The organism is Pseudomonas sp. TH04, from assembly GCF_016651355.1.
GTDB classification, from domain to species: domain Bacteria; phylum Pseudomonadota; class Gammaproteobacteria; order Pseudomonadales; family Pseudomonadaceae; genus Aquipseudomonas; species Aquipseudomonas fluorescens.
The window spans coordinates 4,922,836-4,940,695 of the sequence record NZ_JAEKEA010000001.1; the positions used below are offsets into that span (position 1 = coordinate 4,922,836).

General features: G+C 60.3%; 18 protein-coding genes. 9 read left to right on the top strand and 9 right to left on the bottom strand.

The genetic code is table 11. The features are described 5' to 3' along the window. Nucleotides 1–10: 10 nt before the first annotated feature. From JFT85_RS22150 to rluB, 5 genes are all read left to right on the top strand, one after another. Nucleotides 11–640 carry an L-threonylcarbamoyladenylate synthase gene (locus tag JFT85_RS22150; protein ID WP_053257721.1) on the top strand — a complete coding sequence of 210 codons (630 nt, stop codon included), beginning with the start codon at nucleotides 11–13 and terminating at the stop codon, nucleotides 638–640. A gap of 120 nt (nucleotides 641–760) precedes the next feature. Then, a complete protein-coding gene (locus tag JFT85_RS22155; RefSeq protein ID WP_169875663.1) occupies nucleotides 761–1,459 on the top strand; it encodes a segregation and condensation protein A in 699 nt (232 codons plus the stop codon). A gap of 12 nt (nucleotides 1,460–1,471) precedes the next feature. Continuing rightward, the gene (scpB, locus tag JFT85_RS22160; protein WP_053257719.1) at nucleotides 1,472–2,446 is read left to right on the top strand and encodes an SMC-Scp complex subunit ScpB; all 975 of its coding nucleotides are present in this window, start codon (nucleotides 1,472–1,474) and stop codon (nucleotides 2,444–2,446) included. A 127-nt stretch (nucleotides 2,447–2,573) separates the two neighbouring features. Beyond that, nucleotides 2,574–2,765, top strand: a complete 192-nt coding sequence (locus JFT85_RS22165) for a DUF1289 domain-containing protein (protein WP_005790815.1) — start codon at nucleotides 2,574–2,576, stop codon at nucleotides 2,763–2,765. A 144-nt stretch (nucleotides 2,766–2,909) separates the two neighbouring features. Further along, a complete protein-coding gene (gene rluB / locus JFT85_RS22170; RefSeq protein ID WP_053257718.1) occupies nucleotides 2,910–4,151 on the top strand; it encodes a 23S rRNA pseudouridine(2605) synthase RluB in 1,242 nt (413 codons plus the stop codon). Between the two features lie 194 nt (nucleotides 4,152–4,345). Here the strand turns inward: rluB and JFT85_RS22175 are convergent, their stop codons facing one another. Continuing rightward, nucleotides 4,346–5,305, bottom strand: coding sequence for a leucyl aminopeptidase (locus JFT85_RS22175; protein ID WP_187601446.1), 960 nt, complete (start codon nucleotides 5,303–5,305; stop codon nucleotides 4,346–4,348). Nucleotides 5,306–5,378: 73 nt separating this feature from the next. Next, the gene (locus JFT85_RS22180) at nucleotides 5,379–5,516 is read right to left on the bottom strand and encodes a hypothetical protein (protein ID WP_003175756.1); all 138 of its coding nucleotides are present in this window, start codon (nucleotides 5,514–5,516) and stop codon (nucleotides 5,379–5,381) included. 647 nt (nucleotides 5,517–6,163) lie between these two features. Here JFT85_RS22180 and JFT85_RS22185 point away from each other — a divergent pair. The 3 genes from JFT85_RS22185 to arfB all read left to right on the top strand — a co-directional run bounded on the left by JFT85_RS22185 (nucleotide 6,164) and on the right by arfB (nucleotide 8,801). Then, nucleotides 6,164–7,585, top strand: coding sequence for an amino acid permease (locus JFT85_RS22185; protein ID WP_069552076.1), 1,422 nt, complete (start codon nucleotides 6,164–6,166; stop codon nucleotides 7,583–7,585). Between the two features lie 106 nt (nucleotides 7,586–7,691). Continuing rightward, complete coding sequence (locus JFT85_RS22190; RefSeq protein ID WP_053257715.1) at nucleotides 7,692–8,375, top strand: pentapeptide repeat-containing protein; 684 nt, start codon at nucleotides 7,692–7,694, stop codon at nucleotides 8,373–8,375. A 12-nt stretch (nucleotides 8,376–8,387) separates the two neighbouring features. Next, nucleotides 8,388–8,801: an alternative ribosome rescue aminoacyl-tRNA hydrolase ArfB gene (gene arfB / locus JFT85_RS22195; RefSeq protein ID WP_053257714.1), complete on the top strand. Its 414-nt coding sequence runs from the start codon at nucleotides 8,388–8,390 to the stop codon at nucleotides 8,799–8,801. Here arfB and JFT85_RS22200 read toward each other — a convergent pair. The 3 genes from JFT85_RS22200 to JFT85_RS22210 form a co-directional block, all read right to left on the bottom strand. Next, complete coding sequence (locus tag JFT85_RS22200) at nucleotides 8,798–9,994, bottom strand: MFS transporter (protein ID WP_053257713.1); 1,197 nt, start codon at nucleotides 9,992–9,994, stop codon at nucleotides 8,798–8,800. The genes arfB and JFT85_RS22200 overlap by 4 nt on opposite strands. A gap of 102 nt (nucleotides 9,995–10,096) precedes the next feature. Then, entirely contained in the window at nucleotides 10,097–10,291 is a 195-nt protein-coding gene (locus JFT85_RS22205; protein WP_073638157.1) for a hypothetical protein, read from the bottom strand. A 397-nt stretch (nucleotides 10,292–10,688) separates the two neighbouring features. After that, complete coding sequence (locus tag JFT85_RS22210; RefSeq protein ID WP_053258034.1) at nucleotides 10,689–11,000, bottom strand: DUF962 domain-containing protein; 312 nt, start codon at nucleotides 10,998–11,000, stop codon at nucleotides 10,689–10,691. 160 nt (nucleotides 11,001–11,160) lie between these two features. Between JFT85_RS22210 and JFT85_RS22215 the strand changes: the two genes are divergently transcribed. Further along, complete coding sequence (locus tag JFT85_RS22215) at nucleotides 11,161–12,219, top strand: AraC family transcriptional regulator (protein WP_169875586.1); 1,059 nt, start codon at nucleotides 11,161–11,163, stop codon at nucleotides 12,217–12,219. Here the strand turns inward: JFT85_RS22215 and JFT85_RS22220 are convergent. From JFT85_RS22220 to JFT85_RS22235, 4 genes are all read right to left on the bottom strand, one after another. Then, nucleotides 12,176–13,630, bottom strand: coding sequence for a TrkH family potassium uptake protein (locus JFT85_RS22220; protein WP_053257710.1), 1,455 nt, complete (start codon nucleotides 13,628–13,630; stop codon nucleotides 12,176–12,178). The two genes, JFT85_RS22215 and JFT85_RS22220, sit on opposite strands and share 44 nt — an antisense overlap. 248 nt (nucleotides 13,631–13,878) lie before the next feature. Then, complete coding sequence (locus JFT85_RS22225) at nucleotides 13,879–15,213, bottom strand: imelysin family protein (RefSeq protein ID WP_053257709.1); 1,335 nt, start codon at nucleotides 15,211–15,213, stop codon at nucleotides 13,879–13,881. A 127-nt stretch (nucleotides 15,214–15,340) separates the two neighbouring features. Further along, the gene (locus JFT85_RS22230; RefSeq protein ID WP_053257708.1) at nucleotides 15,341–17,392 is read right to left on the bottom strand and encodes a putative bifunctional diguanylate cyclase/phosphodiesterase; all 2,052 of its coding nucleotides are present in this window, start codon (nucleotides 17,390–17,392) and stop codon (nucleotides 15,341–15,343) included. Between the two features lie 172 nt (nucleotides 17,393–17,564). Next, nucleotides 17,565–17,813 carry a hypothetical protein gene (locus tag JFT85_RS22235; RefSeq protein WP_146100458.1) on the bottom strand — a complete coding sequence of 83 codons (249 nt, stop codon included), beginning with the start codon at nucleotides 17,811–17,813 and terminating at the stop codon, nucleotides 17,565–17,567. Nucleotides 17,814–17,860 lie beyond the last annotated feature (47 nt).

The window sequence follows — 17,860 nt, forward strand, 5'->3', positions numbered from 1 at the left end:
GGTAGAACACGTGAGTCAATTCTTCCAGATTCATCCGGAAAACCCTCAAGCGCGCCTGATTAAACAGGCAGTGGAGATTATTCGCGCCGGTGGCGTGGTGATCTACCCAACGGATTCGTCCTACGCCATTGGTTGCCAGATCGGCGACAAAAGCGCGGTTGAACGGGTCAGGCGCCTGCGTGACCTCGACAAGAACCACAACTTCGCGTTGATCTGCAGCGACCTGTCCCAGTTGGGCCTGTTCGCCAAGGTCGACACCGGCACGTTCCGCCTGCTCAAGGCCCACACGCCGGGGCCTTACACATTTATTCTAAATGCCACCCGCGAAGTGCCGCGCCTGCTGTTGCACCCGAAGAAGCGCACCATCGGCTTGCGGGTGCCGGAGCACCCGATTGCGCTGGCATTGCTCGCTGAGCTGGGCGAGCCGTTGATGAGTGTGTCGTTGATCCTGCCCGGTGAAACCGAGCCGCTGTACGACCCTTACGAAATGCGGCGCCTGCTGGAAAAACACGTCGATCTGATCATCGATGGCGGCTACGGCGGCAACAAGGCCTCCACTGTGATCAACCTGGCTGACGGCGAACCGGAAGTGGTGCGTGTCGGCTGTGGCGACCCGACGCCCTTCATGGTCGAGGCCTGAATGGCGGTCGTGGAAACCGTCGACAGCCAGGCCGGTGCCCAGCAGGAACTGCCCTTCGCCATGGTCTACGGCCAGGCGGTCATGGAAATGCCGCTGGATTTGTATATCCCGCCGGACGCCCTGGAGGTCTTCCTGGAAGCCTTCGAAGGCCCGCTGGACTTGCTGCTGTACCTGATCCGCAAGCAGAACATCAATATCCTCGACATCCCGGTGGCGGAAATCACTCGCCAATACATGGGCTATGTCGAGCTGATGCAGTCGGTGCGCCTGGAGCTGGCCGCCGAATACCTGGTGATGGCCGCTATGCTGGCCGAGATCAAGTCGCGCATGCTGTTGCCGCGTTCGGAAACCATCGAAGCGGAAGAAGACGACCCGCGCGCCGAACTGATCCGCCGCCTGCAGGAGTACGAACGCTTCAAGGCCGCCGCCGAAGGCATCGACGGCTTGAGCCGCGTCGGCCGTGATGTGGTGGTGCCCAAGCTTGATGCCCCGGAAGCGCGGGCGCGCAAGCTGTTGCCGGACGTGAGCCTGGAAGAGTTGTTGATGTCGATGGCCGAGGTATTGCGCCGTGGCGACATGTTTGAAAGCCACCAGGTCAGCCGCGAGGCCTTGTCGACCCGTGAGCGCATGAGTGATGTGCTTGAACGCCTCAAGGGCGGCGGCTTTGTGCCGTTTGTTGAGCTGTTTACCAAAGAAGAGGGGCGCCTGGGGGTCGTGGTGACATTTATGGCGATCCTCGAACTGGTCAAGGAGTCCTTGGTCGAGCTGGTCCAGAATGAGCCTTTTGCGGCTATCCACGTGCGGGCGCGAGCCGAATAAAGAGCTGAATCGATGAATTTGACTGAACCCCGCGAACTGGCCCCGTTGCTGGAAGCCTTTCTTCTGGCCTCGGGTAAACCGCAATCCCTGGAGCGCTTGTTCGAACTTTTTGAAGAGGCCGAGCGGCCCGAGCCGCCGGTGTTCAAGAAGGCGCTGGAGATTTTGCGCAAGTCCTGCGACGGCCGTGCCTTTGAGCTGCGCGAAGTGGCGTCGGGTTATCGCCTGCAGATCCGTGAGAAGTTTTCCCCGTGGGTCGGCCGTTTGTGGGAAGAACGCCCGCAGCGTTATTCGCGGGCGATGCTTGAGACCATGGCGCTGATTGCCTATCGCCAGCCGATCACACGCGGCGAGATCGAGGATGTGCGTGGCGTGGCGGTCAACAGCCATATCGTCAAAACGTTGCTGGAGCGCGAGTGGATCCGCATCGTCGGCTACCGTGATGTGCCCGGCAAACCGGCGATGTTCGCCACCACCAAAGTGTTCCTCGACCACTTCAACCTGAAAAACCTCGATGACCTGCCGCCCCTGGCTGAGCTGCGCGAGATGGAGCCGGACCCGGTGCTGGACTTCGACGACGCGCCGGTGCCCGCCAGCCTGCAGGAACTCGCCGACGCCACGGCCGAGCCGGAGGAACCCAAGGACGAAACCAGCTTCCATACCTTATTGCTGGAACTGGACGACATGGAGCAGGGCATCAAGACCGACTTCGACGACTTGCTGCGTGATGGCGCTGCCGAGCCTGAAACCCAGGTGAACGTTGAAACGGTGCCTGAGGTCGACATTGAAGTTGAGTCTGAGCCCGGGCCTGAGGTCGACATTGAAGTTGAGCCTGAGCCTGAGGAAGACATCCTCGGTGTCGCTGAGGCCCGTGAGAAACTCCTGGCTGCCGTCGCCGCCCTTGAACAACCGCCGTTGAGCGACGAGGAAGACGAAGCCCGGGCGTTGGCTGAGGCCATCGAGGCCGAGCGGCGTCAGTTCGAAGACTGACGCCGCATCAAAATGTGGGAGCTGGCTTGCCTGCGATACAGGCGACTCGGTCTTTGTGTTTCACCGAGGTGACGCCATCGCAGGCGAGCCAGCTCCCACAGAAAACCCGTTGCCTGGGAGGATTCAAATGAGTTCAACCAAAGACCCCTGCATCAGTATCTGCAAGTTCAGCGATGACATCTGCGTCGGGTGCGGCCGCAGCAAGCGTGAGATCCGCGCCTGGAAGAAACTCGACAAGGTCGACAAACGCACGGTTCTGGCCGAAGCCGAGCTGCGCTTGCTGGCGCTGGGCGCCACCGGTCGGCGGAAAAGCAAATGACAACGGCTTAATCGACTAGTCTCTGATGCGCAACGCGCGCCATGCGCGTATGATTCGCGACCCTTTGGCGAGGTATTCGCCCAAAGCCCCGCTTTCAACACTCTTCAGGCCACGCCTGAATCGACCCACCGGGAGGTGCTTAAGATGAACGACCAAGACCAGAACGACAGCCAGGAAATCGGCCCAGCAGGCGAAAAACTGCAAAAGGTGCTGGCACGTATCGGCGTGGGCTCGCGCCGCGACGTCGAAGCCTGGATCACCCAGAAGCGCATCAAGGTCAACGGCGTTGAAGCCACCCTTGGCCAGCGCGTCGACCTGCACGATGCAATCACCATTGATGGCAAGGTCATCAAGCGTGAAGAGGCCGCCGAATCGGTGCGCCGCGTCATCATGTACAACAAGCCCGATGGCGAGATCTGTACCCGTGACGACCCGGAAGGCCGTCCGACCGTGTTCGACAAGATGCCCAAGCCCAAAGAAGGCCGTTGGATCAACATCGGTCGTCTGGACATCAACACCACCGGCTTGCTGATGTTCACCACCGACGGTGAGTTGGCCAACCGCCTGATGCACCCGTCTTACGAGATGGACCGTGAATACGCGGTGCGTGTACGTGGGGAAGTCGATGACGAGATGATCGAGCGCTTGAAAGCCGGTGTTGTTCTTGAAGACGGCCCGGCCAAGTTCACCGACATCAAGCAGGCGCCCGGCGGCGAAGGTTTCAACCACTGGTACCACTGCGTGGTGATGGAAGGCCGTAACCGTGAAGTCCGTCGCCTGTGGGAATCCCAGGGCCTGGTGGTCAGCCGCCTGAAGCGCGTGCGTTTCGGCCCGGTGTTCTTGAACTCCGACCTGCCGATGGGCCGCTGGCGCGAAATGAGCCAGTACGAAGTCGACATCCTCAGCGCTGAAGTTGGCCTGACGCCGGTCGCGATGCCGCAGATGAACGCCAAGAGCAAAGACAAGCTTGAGCGTATGCAGCGTAAATCGTCGCGCCCTGTGGCGCGTACCGAACGCGTTGCCCGCACCTTGCGCCCGGCGCTGAATGCGCCGGCCACCGGCGGTCGTATCTCCCGTGAGCCGCACATCGAAGGCGAGCGTCGCCCAACCGCGCCATCGCGTCAGGAAGGCGAGCGTGCACCGCGCACTCCGCGTCCAGCCCGTGGCGAAGCGCCAAGCGGTGGCCGTAGCAACCGTGGCGAAGGCCGTGGTGCTCCGGCATCCGATCGCCCAGCCGACAGCGCCAGCACCAAGCGCCCAGCCAAGCCGGCGGCGAACAAGCGCCCCGGCCCGAAACTGGTCGCCGACGAGCCGTCGGGCAAGCGCCGTGGCGCCCCGGCCGGTTCCGGTCAGCGCCCGGGTTTTGGTCGCAAGAAGCCGCAGTGATGTAAGTGCTGCACAAAAACGCCAACCTTAGGGTTGGCGTTTTTTTTTGCTCTGAATTTGCAATGCGATCAACTGTGGGAGCGGGCTTGCTCGCGAATACGGTGTGTCAGTTGATGCATGTGCAAGCGGATACACCGCATTCGCGAGCAAGCCCGCTCCCACATTTAGATCTCTGTTGATTTCGAAATCGGCTTTCAGAACGCAAAAGTACCGTCAAACACCGGCTTGTCATCCAGCGCCAACACCCCGCTGGCAAAGATCAGGTCCAGGTGATGGCTGCCTTTCTGTCCGCCACCCAAGCCCAGGTGCAGGCCGCAATGGCGCTCCTCGAAGCCGGCATTGCGCGCATACAAGTCTTTCACGCCTTCATTGGTGCCAATCCCCAATTCCTCCACGCGCCGGTTGGACGGGTTGGCATTCAGGTATTTGTTGAAATCATCCGCCAACCCCGGCACGTCGCTGGCCACGCTGCATATCGTCGAATTCTCGATCCACAGTTCGAGCGGTGACTGCAGCACGCCGTATTTGCGTGCAAACGGGATGGTGCTGAGGAAGGTGCCGACAAACCGCACCTGGCCATTGATGGCTTCGCTGTGGGTGGCGATCTCGCCCGGTGCCAGGTCGTGGTTGCCGACGCCGTTGATGTTGGTCCACTTCTTGATGCTGCTCATCGGCGCTTCCAGGCGTGAACCGTGTTTGTCGGTAAAGCTCAGCACGTTGGCTTGGGACATGCGGCGGATCAGCGTGGCGTTGAGGTCGGCAATGCGCTGCGGCTCGACGCTGAAGGTGTCGTAGAAGTAGTCGCCGTAATCCTTGAACAGCAGGGATTTCTTCCAGTGCTCCGCCATCACGCCTTGCAGGGCGCGGATAAAGTCCGGGCCTTCGGCGCGTGGGTTGGGCAGGGTCGAGGAATCGTAGAGAAACAGGTACAGGTCGCAGGCTTCGATGGCCTGGGCCAGGGTGTCGCTGGCGGCCAGGTCCAGGCGCTGCACCTGGAAATTGAATCGGGCGGCACTGCCGTGGGTGATTGCCTGGGCGATGGCGTCGTAGCGTTCGGTATGGCCCAGTAGCACGGTAGGGCGGCTCAGGCCGTTGAGGGCCGGGTGGTGCGCGAGGTAGTAGAGAAAGTGTTCGACGGCGCGGGCCTTGTCCATGACGGGTGTCCTTCTGTGCCTTGGGTAAGGGGGCAGGTGCCGTGCACAGCACCTGCCGGATGCCTGCCGGGTGTTAGAAAGGCCACATCGCGGTGCCAAAGGGCACAACGGCATCGGCTTGCATCATTTCAACGGCGGCCTCATGGGTCGGCGCTTCAAACCAATCGTCGAGTTGCAGTTCGGTTTCCAGGTCGTTTTCCAGTGCTTGCATGGTGTATCTCCTAGAGGACGTTGTTTGAGAACGGCTTGCCAACGGGCTTCGCTGGCAAGTGAAAGAACCTAGGAGAGAGTGTTTCGGAATGCAAAATATTTATTGACACGGTCTCATTTGGATTTTTTCTTCTGTTTTTTTAGCGCTGTCTTTTTTTCAGAAAAAACAACGGACTGGAGCGGGTAACCAACCGTAAATTTCCGACTGACATTTTTCCGTTTTCAGACAGCCCGCGCTTGGCTGTAACGCTTATTTTCCGTGCTGTAACGATTAATTTACGAGAAAGCCGCGCAAAACTTGACGAGTAAGAGGCTGTAAGGAATGCCTGACAGATTGTCACAGGCGTCTTGCGGGGTCGGCCCGAAGCTGTCGAGCGGTGTACAATGCGCCGCGTTTTACTGTGACCCCCTTGCGTACCTACGCAAAAGGCCAAGACCTCGGGGTTTACCCACCCTGATCACTCCGCCTGGCCACGAGCCGGACGGGTTCGATTTCGTCACAGATAAAAACAAACAGGTGACGCATGACCGTTAGAAAGACGCTGTACTCCTGGTGCCTGCGCTGGGGTTTGAGCAGCGCTGCTTGAGTCGAGACTCAAGGCAGCAACGTGCATTCAACATCATCAAACCTTGCGTGAGACCCTTTTCATGAGTGGACCCCATTCCTCTTCAGGCGAGCTGAAACGCGGCCTGAAAAATCGGCATATCCAGTTGATCGCCCTCGGGGGCGCCATCGGCACCGGCCTGTTCCTGGGCTCGGCCGGGGTGCTCAAATCCGCCGGACCGTCGATGATCCTGGGCTATGCCATCTGCGGCTTTATCGCCTTCATGATCATGCGCCAGCTCGGCGAAATGATCGTCGAAGAGCCGGTCGCCGGCTCCTTCAGCCATTTTGCCCACAAGTACTGGGGTGGTTTCGCCGGCTTCCTGTCGGGCTGGAACTGCTGGATTCTGTACATTCTGGTCGGTATGTCGGAGCTGACGGCCGTCGGCAAATACGTGCACTACTGGTGGCCGGAGATCCCGACGTGGGTGTCGGCGGCGGCGTTCTTCGTGTTGATCAACTTGATTAACCTGGCCAACGTCAAAGTCTTCGGTGAGGCCGAATTCTGGTTCGCCATTATCAAGGTTGTGGCCATCGTCGGCATGATCGCCCTGGGCAGCTATTTGCTGGTCAGCGGCAGCGGCGGCCCGCAAGCCTCGGTGAGCAACCTGTGGGACCACGGGGGGTTCTTCCCGCACGGTGTGGGCGGATTGGTGATGGCCATGGCGATCATCATGTTCTCGTTCGGCGGCCTGGAAATGCTCGGTTTTACCGCCGCCGAAGCCGACCAGCCACGCACCGTGATCCCCAAAGCGATCAATCAGGTGATCTATCGCATCCTGATTTTCTACATCGGTGCCCTGGTGGTGCTGTTGTCGCTCACGCCGTGGGACAGCCTGCTGGCAAGCCTCAACGCGTCCGGCGATGCCTACAGCGGCAGCCCGTTCGTGCAGGTGTTTTCGATGCTGGGCAGCAACACTGCCGCGCACATCCTCAACTTCGTGGTGTTGACCGCCGCGCTGTCGGTGTACAACAGCGGCACCTACTGCAACAGCCGCATGTTGTTGGGCATGGCTGAGCAGGGCGACGCGCCTCGTGCGCTGGCGAAGATCGACAAGCGCGGTGTGCCGGTGCGTTCGATCCTGGCCTCGGCGGCTATCACGCTGGTGGCGGTGTTGATGAACTACCTGATCCCGCAACATGCGCTGGAACTGCTGATGTCCCTGGTAGTGGCCACGCTGGTGATCAACTGGGCGATGATCAGCTTCTCCCACTTCAAATTCCGCCAGCACATGAACCGCACCGGCCAGGTGCCGTTGTTCAAGGCGCTGTGGTACCCCTACGGTAACTTCATCTGCCTGGCATTCGTCGCGTTTATCCTGGTGATCATGCTGATGATTCCGGGGATTCAGGTGTCGGTGTACGCGATCCCGGTGTGGGTGGCGTTCATGGGGCTGTGTTACTGGATCAAGAACAAGCGCAAGGCACAAACGGTTCAGAACACCGTGCGGACGGTTCTGGAGTAGGACGTTTCCCGTAAACAGAAAACCCGGCATGTTGTCGGGTTTTCGGTGGGCGTGGGCGGGTTAGACTCGCTGCCTGTTTTTACTTAGACCCCTGCCCGGAGGCTCCATGCAGCACACTGACATCGACGGCGGCACCTTGCAGCGTTCCGAGCTGGAAGACCTGATTGACCAGCACAGTGGGCCGTTGCGGTTGATTGACGTCGACTTGAGCGGCGCCGATTTGTCGCGGATGGCGCTGGACCATTGGGTGTTCGAACGCTGCATGCTGGTCCAGACTTCTTTTCTTGGCTCGCGCCTGGAAGGCACGCAATGGACCCGTTGCCGCGCGGCCCACGCCGTATTCGAAGCGGCGAACCTGCTGGAAGCCCAGTTCAGCAGCTGTGACCTGAACAACACCCGCTGGCAGCGCAGCAAATTGTCCCAGGCGAGTTTTGCCCACTGCAAGCTGACTGGCGCCAACTTCACTCACTGTGCCTCGCTGGGGCTGAGCTTCAGCGAAACCCGGCTCAACAGCGCATTTTTGTCCGGCCTGTCGTTTGCCCGAACCGTGCTGAATAACCTGGACTTCTCCGACAGCGACTTGTCGGATGCAGACTTTCGCAAGGCTGAACTGATCGATTGCAGCCTCGCTCACGCCCGTATCAACGGCGCCAATTTCGCGGGCGCCGACCTGCGCGGCGCGGATTTGAGCGGCTTTCGCCTCAATGATGCCAAACTGTTCAAAGGCGCCGTGATTTCCAAAGCCCAGGCGTCGATGTTGTTGTCCGAGTTGGGCTTGTCCGTTGCCTAAGGTTTTTGAGTGATGCTGGTAATTTCCAACACTGTGCACCTGCCCGATGCCGAGATCGAGCTGACCGCCATTCGCGCCCAGGGCGCCGGTGGGCAGAACGTCAACAAGGTGTCGAGCGCGGTGCACCTGCGGTTTGATATTCCGGCGTCATCGTTGCCGGAGTTTTACAAGGAGCGGCTGCTGGCGCTGCGCGACAGCCGCATCACCAGTGACGGCGTGCTGGTGCTCAAGGCCCAGCAATACCGGACTCAGGAACAGAATCGCGCGGATGCGCTGGAGCGCCTGGTGGAGTTGATCCTCAGCGCCACCAAGGTCGAGAAAAAGCGCCGCCCGACCAAGCCCACCCTGGGCTCGAAAAAGCGTCGCCTGGAATCCAAGACCAAGCGCGGCAGCATCAAGGCCGGGCGCGGCAAGGTGGATTTCTAAGCGTCGCGTGCTTCGCGGGCCCTGGGTGCTTGCCGGTACAAATACACACTCAGCAGCAAACCGCCGAAGGCGGCGAGGGCGGCGAACAGGAAGATCGACGCAAAACCGAAGCCTGCCGCCACAGCTCCCGCCAGCGGGCCGGTGATACCCAGCGACAAGTCGATAAACAGTGAATAAGCCCCGACCGCCGCACCGCGGCTGGAGGCTGGCACCAGGTTGACCGCCTCCACCCCCAGCGCCGGAAACACCAGGGAAAAACCAAAGCCGCTCAACGCCGCACCGGCCAAGGCCAGGTGGGCGTCAGGGGCGAGCCACAGCAGCAGCAGGCCGAAGATCTCCACCGACAGGCAGGCAATCGCCACGCGAAAGCCGCCGATACGGTTGATCAAATTGCCGAACAGCAGGCGTGCACCGATAAAACTCGCGCCGAACAGGCTCAAGGCCCATACCGCGTTGTCCCAATGTTGGGTGGTGTAATACAGGGTGATAAACGTGGCGATGGTGCCAAAGCCGATCGAGCCCAGCGCCAAGGCACAGCCGTGGGGCAGCACCCGGCCCAGTACGTTCATGAACGGCAGGCGCACGCCGGCCACGATCGGTGCCGCCTCCTTGTTCCAGGCCAGCAGCACGCCGACGACCGCCAGCAGAATAATGCTGACGCCCATGCTCCACAGCCCGAAGTGACTGACCAGCAGCACCCCCAACGGTGCGCCGACGGCCAGCGCGCCATAACTGGCGATGCCGTTCCACGAGATAACCTTGGCCGTGTTGGCGGCGCCGACGCGGCCGATTCCCCAGCCGATGGCGCCCGAGCCCACCAGGCTTTCCGCGCTGCCGAGGACCAGTCGCCCGATGAGCAGGCAGACCAGGCTGAAGGCCGGCAAGCTGGAAAACCACGCCGCCAGCAACATGAACACGCCACTCAGGCCGCAACCGACCAGGCCGATCAGCACCGCGCGCTTGCTGCCCAGGTTATCGATGATTTTTCCGGCATACGGGCGGCTGAGCAGCGTGGCCAGGTATTGCACGCTGATCACCAGCCCGGCAATCACGGCGCCATAGCCCAGCTGGCTATGGACATAGCCCGGCAAAACGGCCAGGGGAATACCAATGTTCAGGTAGCCGATAAAGGTGAACAACACGATAGAAACAACTTGCAGCGTGACCGCCATGGGGCGCTGGGTATCTGGCATGGGAGAGGTCCACTGTCGCAGCAGGTAAAGATAGGCTGCTAATGATACCGGCGCTGGGGCCGGGCGGGGCGGCAAAACCTCAAAAACTTCAGCTCATCGCCATCAGGATTTGGCGGGCGCGAGCATTTGCGTGGTCACCAGGGCGGCCAAGGCATTTTCCTGGGTGCCGAAACGTTTGAGCAGCAGGGCTTGTTTGTCGGTGCTGAGACGGTTCCAGACTTCGATCATCTGCAAGGCAGCGTCGAGCACAGCAGCATCCGGGGTATCGGCAGGGGGGTTGGGGGCGTCATCGGTCATCGCGGGTATCTCATCATTCAGGCAGTGTGGAAAGCGCTTGAAGGGGCGCTTTCCACACGGTCTGGTACGGCGTCAGTCCTGGCGTTTGCTGTCGACTGGTTTTGCTTCTTTGGCCTCAGGCTGTTTATTGCTGGCCTGCTGCGGTGTTGGCTGCTGTGTTGGGTGCAGGCTTGGGAAGGGGAGATTAGGTATCTCGTGCATCGTCGTCGCTCCTCGCAAGATCTGTTTTTTCAATCGCAGGTGATTCCGCGCTCTCAAAAAGCCTTGGCAGGATACAACACTGAAAATGACAAAAAGAATTTTATGTCCGCTGATGTACGAATTTTCATGCTTTCACACAAGTGACAAGAGGTCACACCTTGAAATGGCGCCGTATTCAAGACGGCACCGTGAAAGGTTAGAAAGGCACCTTGCCCAAAATCATGTCGCGGTACATCACAAAATCGCCCAGCAAACTGTAGAGCGGGTGTTGAAACGTGGCCGGGCGGTTCTTTTCGAAGAAGAAATGGCCGATCCAGGCAAAGCTGTAACCCGCGATGGGCAACGCCAGCAGCAGGCCCAATGAACCGCGGCCGATGGCATACGCCAGAATGCCGATCACCAGGGTCGTGCCGATAAAATGCAGGCGCCGGCAGGTGCTGTTGCCATGTTCGCTCAGGTAGTAAGGGTAGAATTCGGCAAAGCTATTGAATTGTTTGATGTTTTCCACGATGGCCGGCCCTTGGGTGGTTGTGCCGCCCAACAGATGTTCGGCGGGGAGCTTATTTGAGTCTAGAGTGAGCAGTGGTAACAGCCAGTGACAATAGATGCCACTTTAGTATCCTTGGCTTCCTGGCTGCCGTTTAAGCCTGCTTTTTTAAGAAGACGCCATGAGCGAACGAACAACTTCTGCAAGCTGGGCGATGGGGATAGTCAAGGCGTTGGAAATGGACGGGCTGGACTGCCGCGTCTTGTTCAAGCAACTCGGCCTGGACTACGCCGCCCTCAGTGACCCCGATGCGCGTTTCCCCCAGGACTCCATGACCCGTCTCTGGCAACGTGCGGTGGAGCTGTCGGGGAACCCGGCGATCGGCCTGAACATGGGCAAGGTGGTGCGCCCGGCGTCGTTTCATGTCGCCGGTTATGCCTTGATGTCCAGCAACACCCTGGCGGAAGGCTTTATGCGCCTGGTGCGTTACCAACGGATCATTGCCGAAAGCGCCGACCTGAGTTTCCGACTTTTACCTGAAGGCTATGCGCTGATTTTGACGGTGCACGGCGATCACCTGCCGCCTACCCGACAAAGCACCGAAGCCTCGCTGGCCAGCGCACTGGCGCTGTGCGGCTGGTTGACCGGGCGCACCCTGCACCCGCGCAAGGTGATGTTACAAGGTGAGCCACCGGCGGACCTCGCGCCCTACAAGCAAGCCTTCCACGCCCCTTTGGAGTTCAGTGCGCCGTATGACGCGCTGATTTTCGACCAGGCTGACATGGATGCACCGCTGCCCACGGCCAACGAGGCCATGGCGCTGTTGCACGATCGGTTTGCCGGTGAGTACCTGGCACGGTTTTCCGAGAGCCGCGTGACCCACAAGGCGCGCCAGGTGTTGTGCCGTCTGCTCCCTCAGGGCGAACCCAAGCGTGAAGTGGTCGCCCAGACCTTGCACTTGTCCCAGCGCACCTTGCAGCGGCGTTTGCAGGAAGAGGGCACCAGTTTCCAGACGTTGCTCGACGACACGCGCCGCGAACTCGCCGAGCAGTACCTCGCGCAGCCGAGCATGACGTTGCTGGAGATTGCCTACCTGTTGGGGTTTGCCGACCCAAGCAATTTCTTCCGCGCGTTTCGCCGCTGGTTCGACACCACGCCCGGCGAGTACCGGGCGCGGTTGCTGGAAGCGCCGACTGTCAGTGGCGCCAAAACGCCGGGATGCACAGAACAAAGACTGTAATAATCTCCAGTCGCCCCAGCAGCATGCCGAACGACAAGATCCACTTCGCGGCGTCCGGCAGGCTGGCGAAGTTACCGGCCGGGCCGATGGTTTCGCCCAGGCCCGGGCCTACACCCGATACGGTACTGGCGGCGCCGGTCAACGCGGTCATCCAGTCCAGCCCCAGCAGCGAAAGGGCCAGTGCGATTGCACAGATGGTGATGGCGAAGAAAAACGAGAAAGTCAGAATCGAGCGCACGATCTCTTCGTCGAGACGGTGGCCGTTGTACTTCTGCTTGATCACGGCGCGCGGGTGAATCAACTGATTCAAGTTGGCCTTGAGCAGGATATACGCGACCTGGAACCGGAAGATCTTGATCCCGCCCGCCGTAGAACCCGAGCAGCCGCCGACAAAGCCCAAGTAGAAAAACAACATCAGTGAGAAGTTGCCCCAGATGCTGTAGTCCCCCAGCGCAAAGCCGGTGGTGGTGACCACGGAGGTGACGTTAACCGCCACATGGCGCAGGGCGTCGAGCCAATGCAAATTGGTCGTCCACCAGTACCAGGTGCCGAGGACCAGCCAGGTCACGATCAATAGCCCGAGCAAGCCTTGCACCTGCTGATCCTTGATCAGCGCCCGGCGATTGCCGCGCAAGGTGGCGACGTACAGCGTGAACGGTAAGCTGCCGAGGATCATCACGACCACGGCAACCCAGTGCACAGCCGGTTGTTTCCAGTGGGCCAGGGATTCATCGGAGGTCGAAAAACCACCGGTGGAGATCGCCGACATCGCGTGGTTGATTGCATCGAACAAGCCCATCCCGGCCCACCAGAACGCCAGGCTGCCAAGGATGGTGATGCCGACATACGTTGCCACGATCAGCCGCGCCACCATGTGCGAGCGCGGCATGACCTTTTCCGAGCGGTCCGACGATTCGGTCTGGAACAGGCGCATGCCACCGATGCGCAGCAGCGGCAGGATCGCCACCGCCATGCCGATAAAGCCGATGCCACCAAGCCAGTGCAGCAGCGAGCGCCACATCAGAATGCCGGGGGACATGCTGTCCAGCCCGCTCAACACGGTGGAGCCGGTGGCGGTGATGCCCGACATGCTTTCAAAAAACGAGTCGGTGTAACTGATGTGTTGGGTCAGCAAAAACGGCAGCGCGGCGAAGATGCAGACCACCAGCCAACTGCTGACGGTCAGCAGGTACATGTCCCGAGGGCGCAGGTGTATGTGTTCGGGGCGGCCGGGGATCACCAGGGCCAGGCCGGCGAGGAAGGTAATCAGGCTGGCCCAGAGGAACGAGGGCAGGTCGCTGGTGCGTTCGAATATCACCAGGGTGGCCATCGGGACGACCATGGCGATCGCGAGTGTGATCAGGAAGATGCCGATGATGAAACCGATGATGCGTAGGGTCGGCAACGCCATGAAATGTGCTCGGGGTGACGATTAAAGGCGCCATTCTACCTGCGTAATTCGAGGGCTCAAAGGCGACGCGGTAAAATGTGGGAGCGGGCTTGCTCGCGAAGGCGGTGGTTCAGTGAGCAATCCATTGGCTGACACGCCGTATTCGCGAGCAAGCCCGCTCCCACACAAGCTCTGTGGCGTTTTACGAGGCCTGGAAGGCAGGCACAAAAAAGGCGACCCGAAGGTCGCCTCATTTAATCCAGCACTGATCAGAACTCGTGATCAGCACTGTCCGGGTTCAAGTCGCTGATCCCCAGTTTGCCCGCCGCTGTTTCAATCGCCCCGGTCTGCTTGACCAGTGCCGCAATCGCGTCACGCACGATCTGGTTGCCCGCATCGTTACCCGCAGCAATCAGTTGGTCGTAATGCTCACCGTTATTGGCGTGATCCACCATGACCTGAATCTTCGCTTCAGTGGCCGCAAGGTCAGCTTTCAGCGCCGCGTCGGCCGCCGGGTCAGCCTTGGCCACCAACGACGACAGGCTTGGGCCGGTCATCTTGTTGCCGTCGGTGCGGGTGTACTCGCCCAGGTAGACGTTGCGGATGCCCTTGGCGTCGTAGAAATGCGAGTTGTGGGTGTTGTCGCTGAAGCAATCCTGTTCGTCTTCCGGCGAGTTGGCTTCCAGGGACACCTTCATGCGTTCACCGGCCAGCTCGCCCAGGGACAGGCTGCCCATGCCGAACAACATTTTGCGCAGGCCGTCGGTGGCAGGTTCTGCCTCCAGGGTGGCGCGGTAGTTGTCTTCGACGTTGGGCTTCCAGTTGCCGACCATTTCTTCCAGGTCGCTGACCAGCAGCTGAGTCACCGCGCGCAGGTAGGTGCGACGGCGCTCGTTGTGACCGCCGGTTGCACCGTCGCCGGTCATGTAGTCCGACGCCGGGCGATTGCCCGCGCCAGGGCCGGTGCCGTTGAGGTCCTGGCCCCAAAGCAGGAATTCGATGGCGTGGTAGCCGGTGGCGACGTTGGCTTCGGAACCGCCCAGCTCATTGAGGCTGGCGAGTTTTTCCGGGGTGATGTCTTTGACGTCGACCTTGTCTTCGCCGACCTGGATCTCGTTGTTGGCAATGATGTTGGCGTTGGCGCCAGGGTTGCCCAGTGCGTGCTCGTAGGATTTGTCGACGTAATCGATCAGGCCTTCGTCCAGGGGCCAGGCGTTAACCTGGCCTTCCCAGTCGTCGATGATGGTGTTACCGAAACGGAACACTTCGCTTTGCAGGTATGGCACGCGAGCGGCGATCCAAGCGGTACGGGCGGCTTTCAGGGTTTGCTCGTCCGGGTTGGCGAGGAAGGTGTCGATCGCGGTTTGCAGGGTTTTTGCAGTGGATTGCGCGTCGCTGTACACCGCGAACACCATGTCAGCGTAATGCGCGACCACAGCCTTGGCGGCCGCTTCGTCGACCTGGCCGGCAGGCGTGGCAGCGGCTGGAGCGGTGGTGCTGGCAGCCGGGGTCGGCGCGGCGGCCTTGTCTTTACCTTCGCCGCAACCGGCGAGAGAAATGGCAATGGCCAGCAGACTGGCGGTGGCCAGGGGCATACGAATCATGGCGAACATCCTGCTTCGGTTGTTGATAGGGCGCGCGGGGGAGCGCAAAAACTGCGACATAATGCGAAAGATTTGCATTTTGTGTAAAGGTTTATACGAGGGAAATATTTGGTATCGTTTTGCCGGGTCAGAGAATCGCCGCGTTGTTGCGTTCGGACTGCTTCAAATAAGCCGCTAACTCGCGGGCTTGCAGCGGTTTGCTGTAGTGGTAGCCCTGGCCCTCATGGCAGCCCTCGGAAATGATGTAAGCCTCCTGCTCGGCGGTTTCCACGCCTTCGGCAATCACCTGCATGCCGAGGCTTTTGCCCAGTTGGATGATGGCGCGCACGATGGTTGCATCGTCGTCGTCATCGAGCAGGTCCTGAACAAAGCTCTTGTCGATCTTGATCTTGTCCAGCGGCAGGCTTTTCAGGTAGCTCAGGGATGAGTAGCCGGTACCGAAGTCATCAATGGCGATCAGCGCCCCGGAACGACGCAGGCTCAGCAAGTGTTGGGCAGCGGTGCTGATGTCTTCCATCAGGCCGGTCTCGGTCACTTCCAGCTCAAGGCTGCGGGGTGGCAGGCGGTAGATCTGCATCAGGTTGTTGACCACCCGCGGCAACTCGGTGTGGTGCAACTGCACGGTCGACAGGTTGACCGCCATGCGCAACTCGGTGAAGCCCAGGTCATGCCATTCGCGCAACTGGCGGCAGGCCTGGTCGAGCACCCATTCGCCAATCGGGATAATGGTGCCGTTCTGTTCCGCCAGCGGGATAAACAAGTCCGGCGGCACCAGGCCGTGTTCCGGGTGCTGCCAGCGAATCAGCGCTTCCACACCGACCACGCGGTGGTCGCGGTAGCTGATTTGCGGCTGATACACCAGGTGGAACTGGTCACGGCTCAGGGCGTCGCGCAGGTCTTTTTCCAGCTCGCGGCGTCGGCGCATTTCACTGTCGACGCTGGCGATGTAGAACTGATAGCGGTTGCGTGAGCGGCTCTTGGCCAGGGTCATGGTCTGTTCGGCTTTTTGCAGCAGCTTTTCGGTGCTGTCGCCGTCTTCCGGAAACAAGGTGATGCCGATGGTGGCGCGCAGGCGAATATGGTCCTGATCGAGGGCGAATTCCGCTTCCAGGTCGTCCAGGATGCTTTGCGCCAGTTCGGCCGCCTCGTAGGGCTGGTCGATATCGGCCTGCACCATGGCGAACTGGTCGCCGCCGAGGCGGGCGAGGGCGCCGAGACGACCGCTGTGAGCACGCAGACGGTCGGCCAAGGCCAGCAATAATTTGTCGCCGGCCTGGTAAGTGAACTGCTCATTGACGCTTTTGAAGTCGTCCAGCCCGACGCATAACACCGCCACACGGCGTTGCCGGCGACCGGCGTCGATCAGGATCTTGTCCAGTTGCTCCTGCAGCTTCTGGCGGTTGGGCAGGCCGGTGAGAAAGTCATACTGGGCCATGCGCAGCAGGCTGGATTCCGCCTCATGGCGCAAGTGGGTATTGCGCTCGATGGATTCGAGCAACTGGTTGGCAGTGTTGATCCACAGCCCCAGTTCGTTGCGTTCGTGACCCTTGATCTGCGGGATCTTGTGCTCGCTGGGCCGGTCCGGGTTGATCGCGGTCAAGTGCTCGATAATCCGCGACAACGGCTTGGTCAGCAGCCAGTGATAGACCAGGTACAGCACCAGGCCCATGGCAAGGGCGCGCAGCACGCCGGAAATAAAGATGATCACCGAACTGACAATGAAGCTTTTGCCGTAGGTGGCCGTGTCCAGGGTAATGCTCAGGTCGCCGTAATATTCGCTATAGGGGCCCTTGCCGACCAGCGCGGTGGTAAATGTACGCTCCTGGTCAAGAATCAGGTCGGTTAACCAGCGGGTGGGCGATTGCTGCAACGGGCGGCTTTTTTCCGCGAGCATGGTTTCGTTGGGGTGGCCGATGGAAGCCATGCGCACGGCGTCGTCCTGAAACAGGCCTTCAATCACCTGCATGCCCATTTCGCGGTCCAGGCTGTACACGGCCTGGGTAGACGGGTCGCGAAACATGTCGAGGATGCGCTGGGCATCACCGGCCACGGCCTGGCGCGTCTTGTAGGCATCAAACACGATCTGCGCCACGCTCAGCGCAACGCCCACGATCAATGCCGACAGCAGCACAACCCGTAGCAACTTCACCGACAAGCTGTTTTTGAGTTCCAGCTTCAAAGGGGCATTCCTTGTTCCATGCGGGTGGCCTCAATATGCCATGAGTATTGGCAATCTGGTGATGGCAGTCAAAGGGACATTGATGGAGAAGAGGGCGAGGGTGTTGGCGGGGGTTGTTGGAAGGGCGACGGATCGGTGTCCGCCGCTCTGGTACCGATGGGGGTCGTACGGCTTAAAACGTGATCTGCGAGCCTTGGTTTACCGCTTCCTTGGCGAATTCCACCGTTTTACTCGCTACGTCGCTTGCGACCTTGATACCGGCCTCTGCGGCTTTTGCGGCCAGTGGCAGGGCGGTTGCGGCGACGGGGGCCAGGGCACCCAATGCTGCTAATTCGATCATGCTGAAATCTCCGAAGTGGATGGAAAAGGAGGCGACGGGCCTCTCGATACCTGAGTGGCGAAGCCTGCTGGCCAGTTCCATGTGTCCTTGGCGGTTAGCGGAAATCTCCCATAAAAAAGCCCGGCAAT

What these genes read in the sequence shown, in the direction of transcription:
- scpB (WP_053257719.1), top strand. Translation starts at nt 1,472, where the DNA reads ATGAATTTGACTGAACCCCGCGAACTGGCCCCGTTGCTGGAAGCCTTT.
- JFT85_RS22165 (WP_005790815.1), top strand. Translation starts at nt 2,574, where the DNA reads ATGAGTTCAACCAAAGACCCCTGCATCAGTATCTGCAAGTTCAGCGAT.
- rluB (WP_053257718.1), top strand. Translation starts at nt 2,910, where the DNA reads ATGAACGACCAAGACCAGAACGACAGCCAGGAAATCGGCCCAGCAGGC.
- JFT85_RS22175 (WP_187601446.1), bottom strand. Translation starts at nt 5,305, where the DNA reads ATGGACAAGGCCCGCGCCGTCGAACACTTTCTCTACTACCTCGCGCAC.
- JFT85_RS22180 (WP_003175756.1), bottom strand. Translation starts at nt 5,516, where the DNA reads ATGCAAGCACTGGAAAACGACCTGGAAACCGAACTGCAACTCGACGAT.
- JFT85_RS22185 (WP_069552076.1), top strand. Translation starts at nt 6,164, where the DNA reads ATGAGTGGACCCCATTCCTCTTCAGGCGAGCTGAAACGCGGCCTGAAA.
- JFT85_RS22190 (WP_053257715.1), top strand. Translation starts at nt 7,692, where the DNA reads ATGCAGCACACTGACATCGACGGCGGCACCTTGCAGCGTTCCGAGCTG.
- arfB (WP_053257714.1), top strand. Translation starts at nt 8,388, where the DNA reads ATGCTGGTAATTTCCAACACTGTGCACCTGCCCGATGCCGAGATCGAG.
- JFT85_RS22200 (WP_053257713.1), bottom strand. Translation starts at nt 9,994, where the DNA reads ATGCCAGATACCCAGCGCCCCATGGCGGTCACGCTGCAAGTTGTTTCT.
- JFT85_RS22205 (WP_073638157.1), bottom strand. Translation starts at nt 10,291, where the DNA reads ATGACCGATGACGCCCCCAACCCCCCTGCCGATACCCCGGATGCTGCT.
- JFT85_RS22215 (WP_169875586.1), top strand. Translation starts at nt 11,161, where the DNA reads ATGAGCGAACGAACAACTTCTGCAAGCTGGGCGATGGGGATAGTCAAG.
- JFT85_RS22220 (WP_053257710.1), bottom strand. Translation starts at nt 13,630, where the DNA reads ATGGCGTTGCCGACCCTACGCATCATCGGTTTCATCATCGGCATCTTC.
- JFT85_RS22225 (WP_053257709.1), bottom strand. Translation starts at nt 15,213, where the DNA reads ATGATTCGTATGCCCCTGGCCACCGCCAGTCTGCTGGCCATTGCCATT.
- JFT85_RS22235 (WP_146100458.1), bottom strand. Translation starts at nt 17,813, where the DNA reads ATGGAACTGGCCAGCAGGCTTCGCCACTCAGGTATCGAGAGGCCCGTC.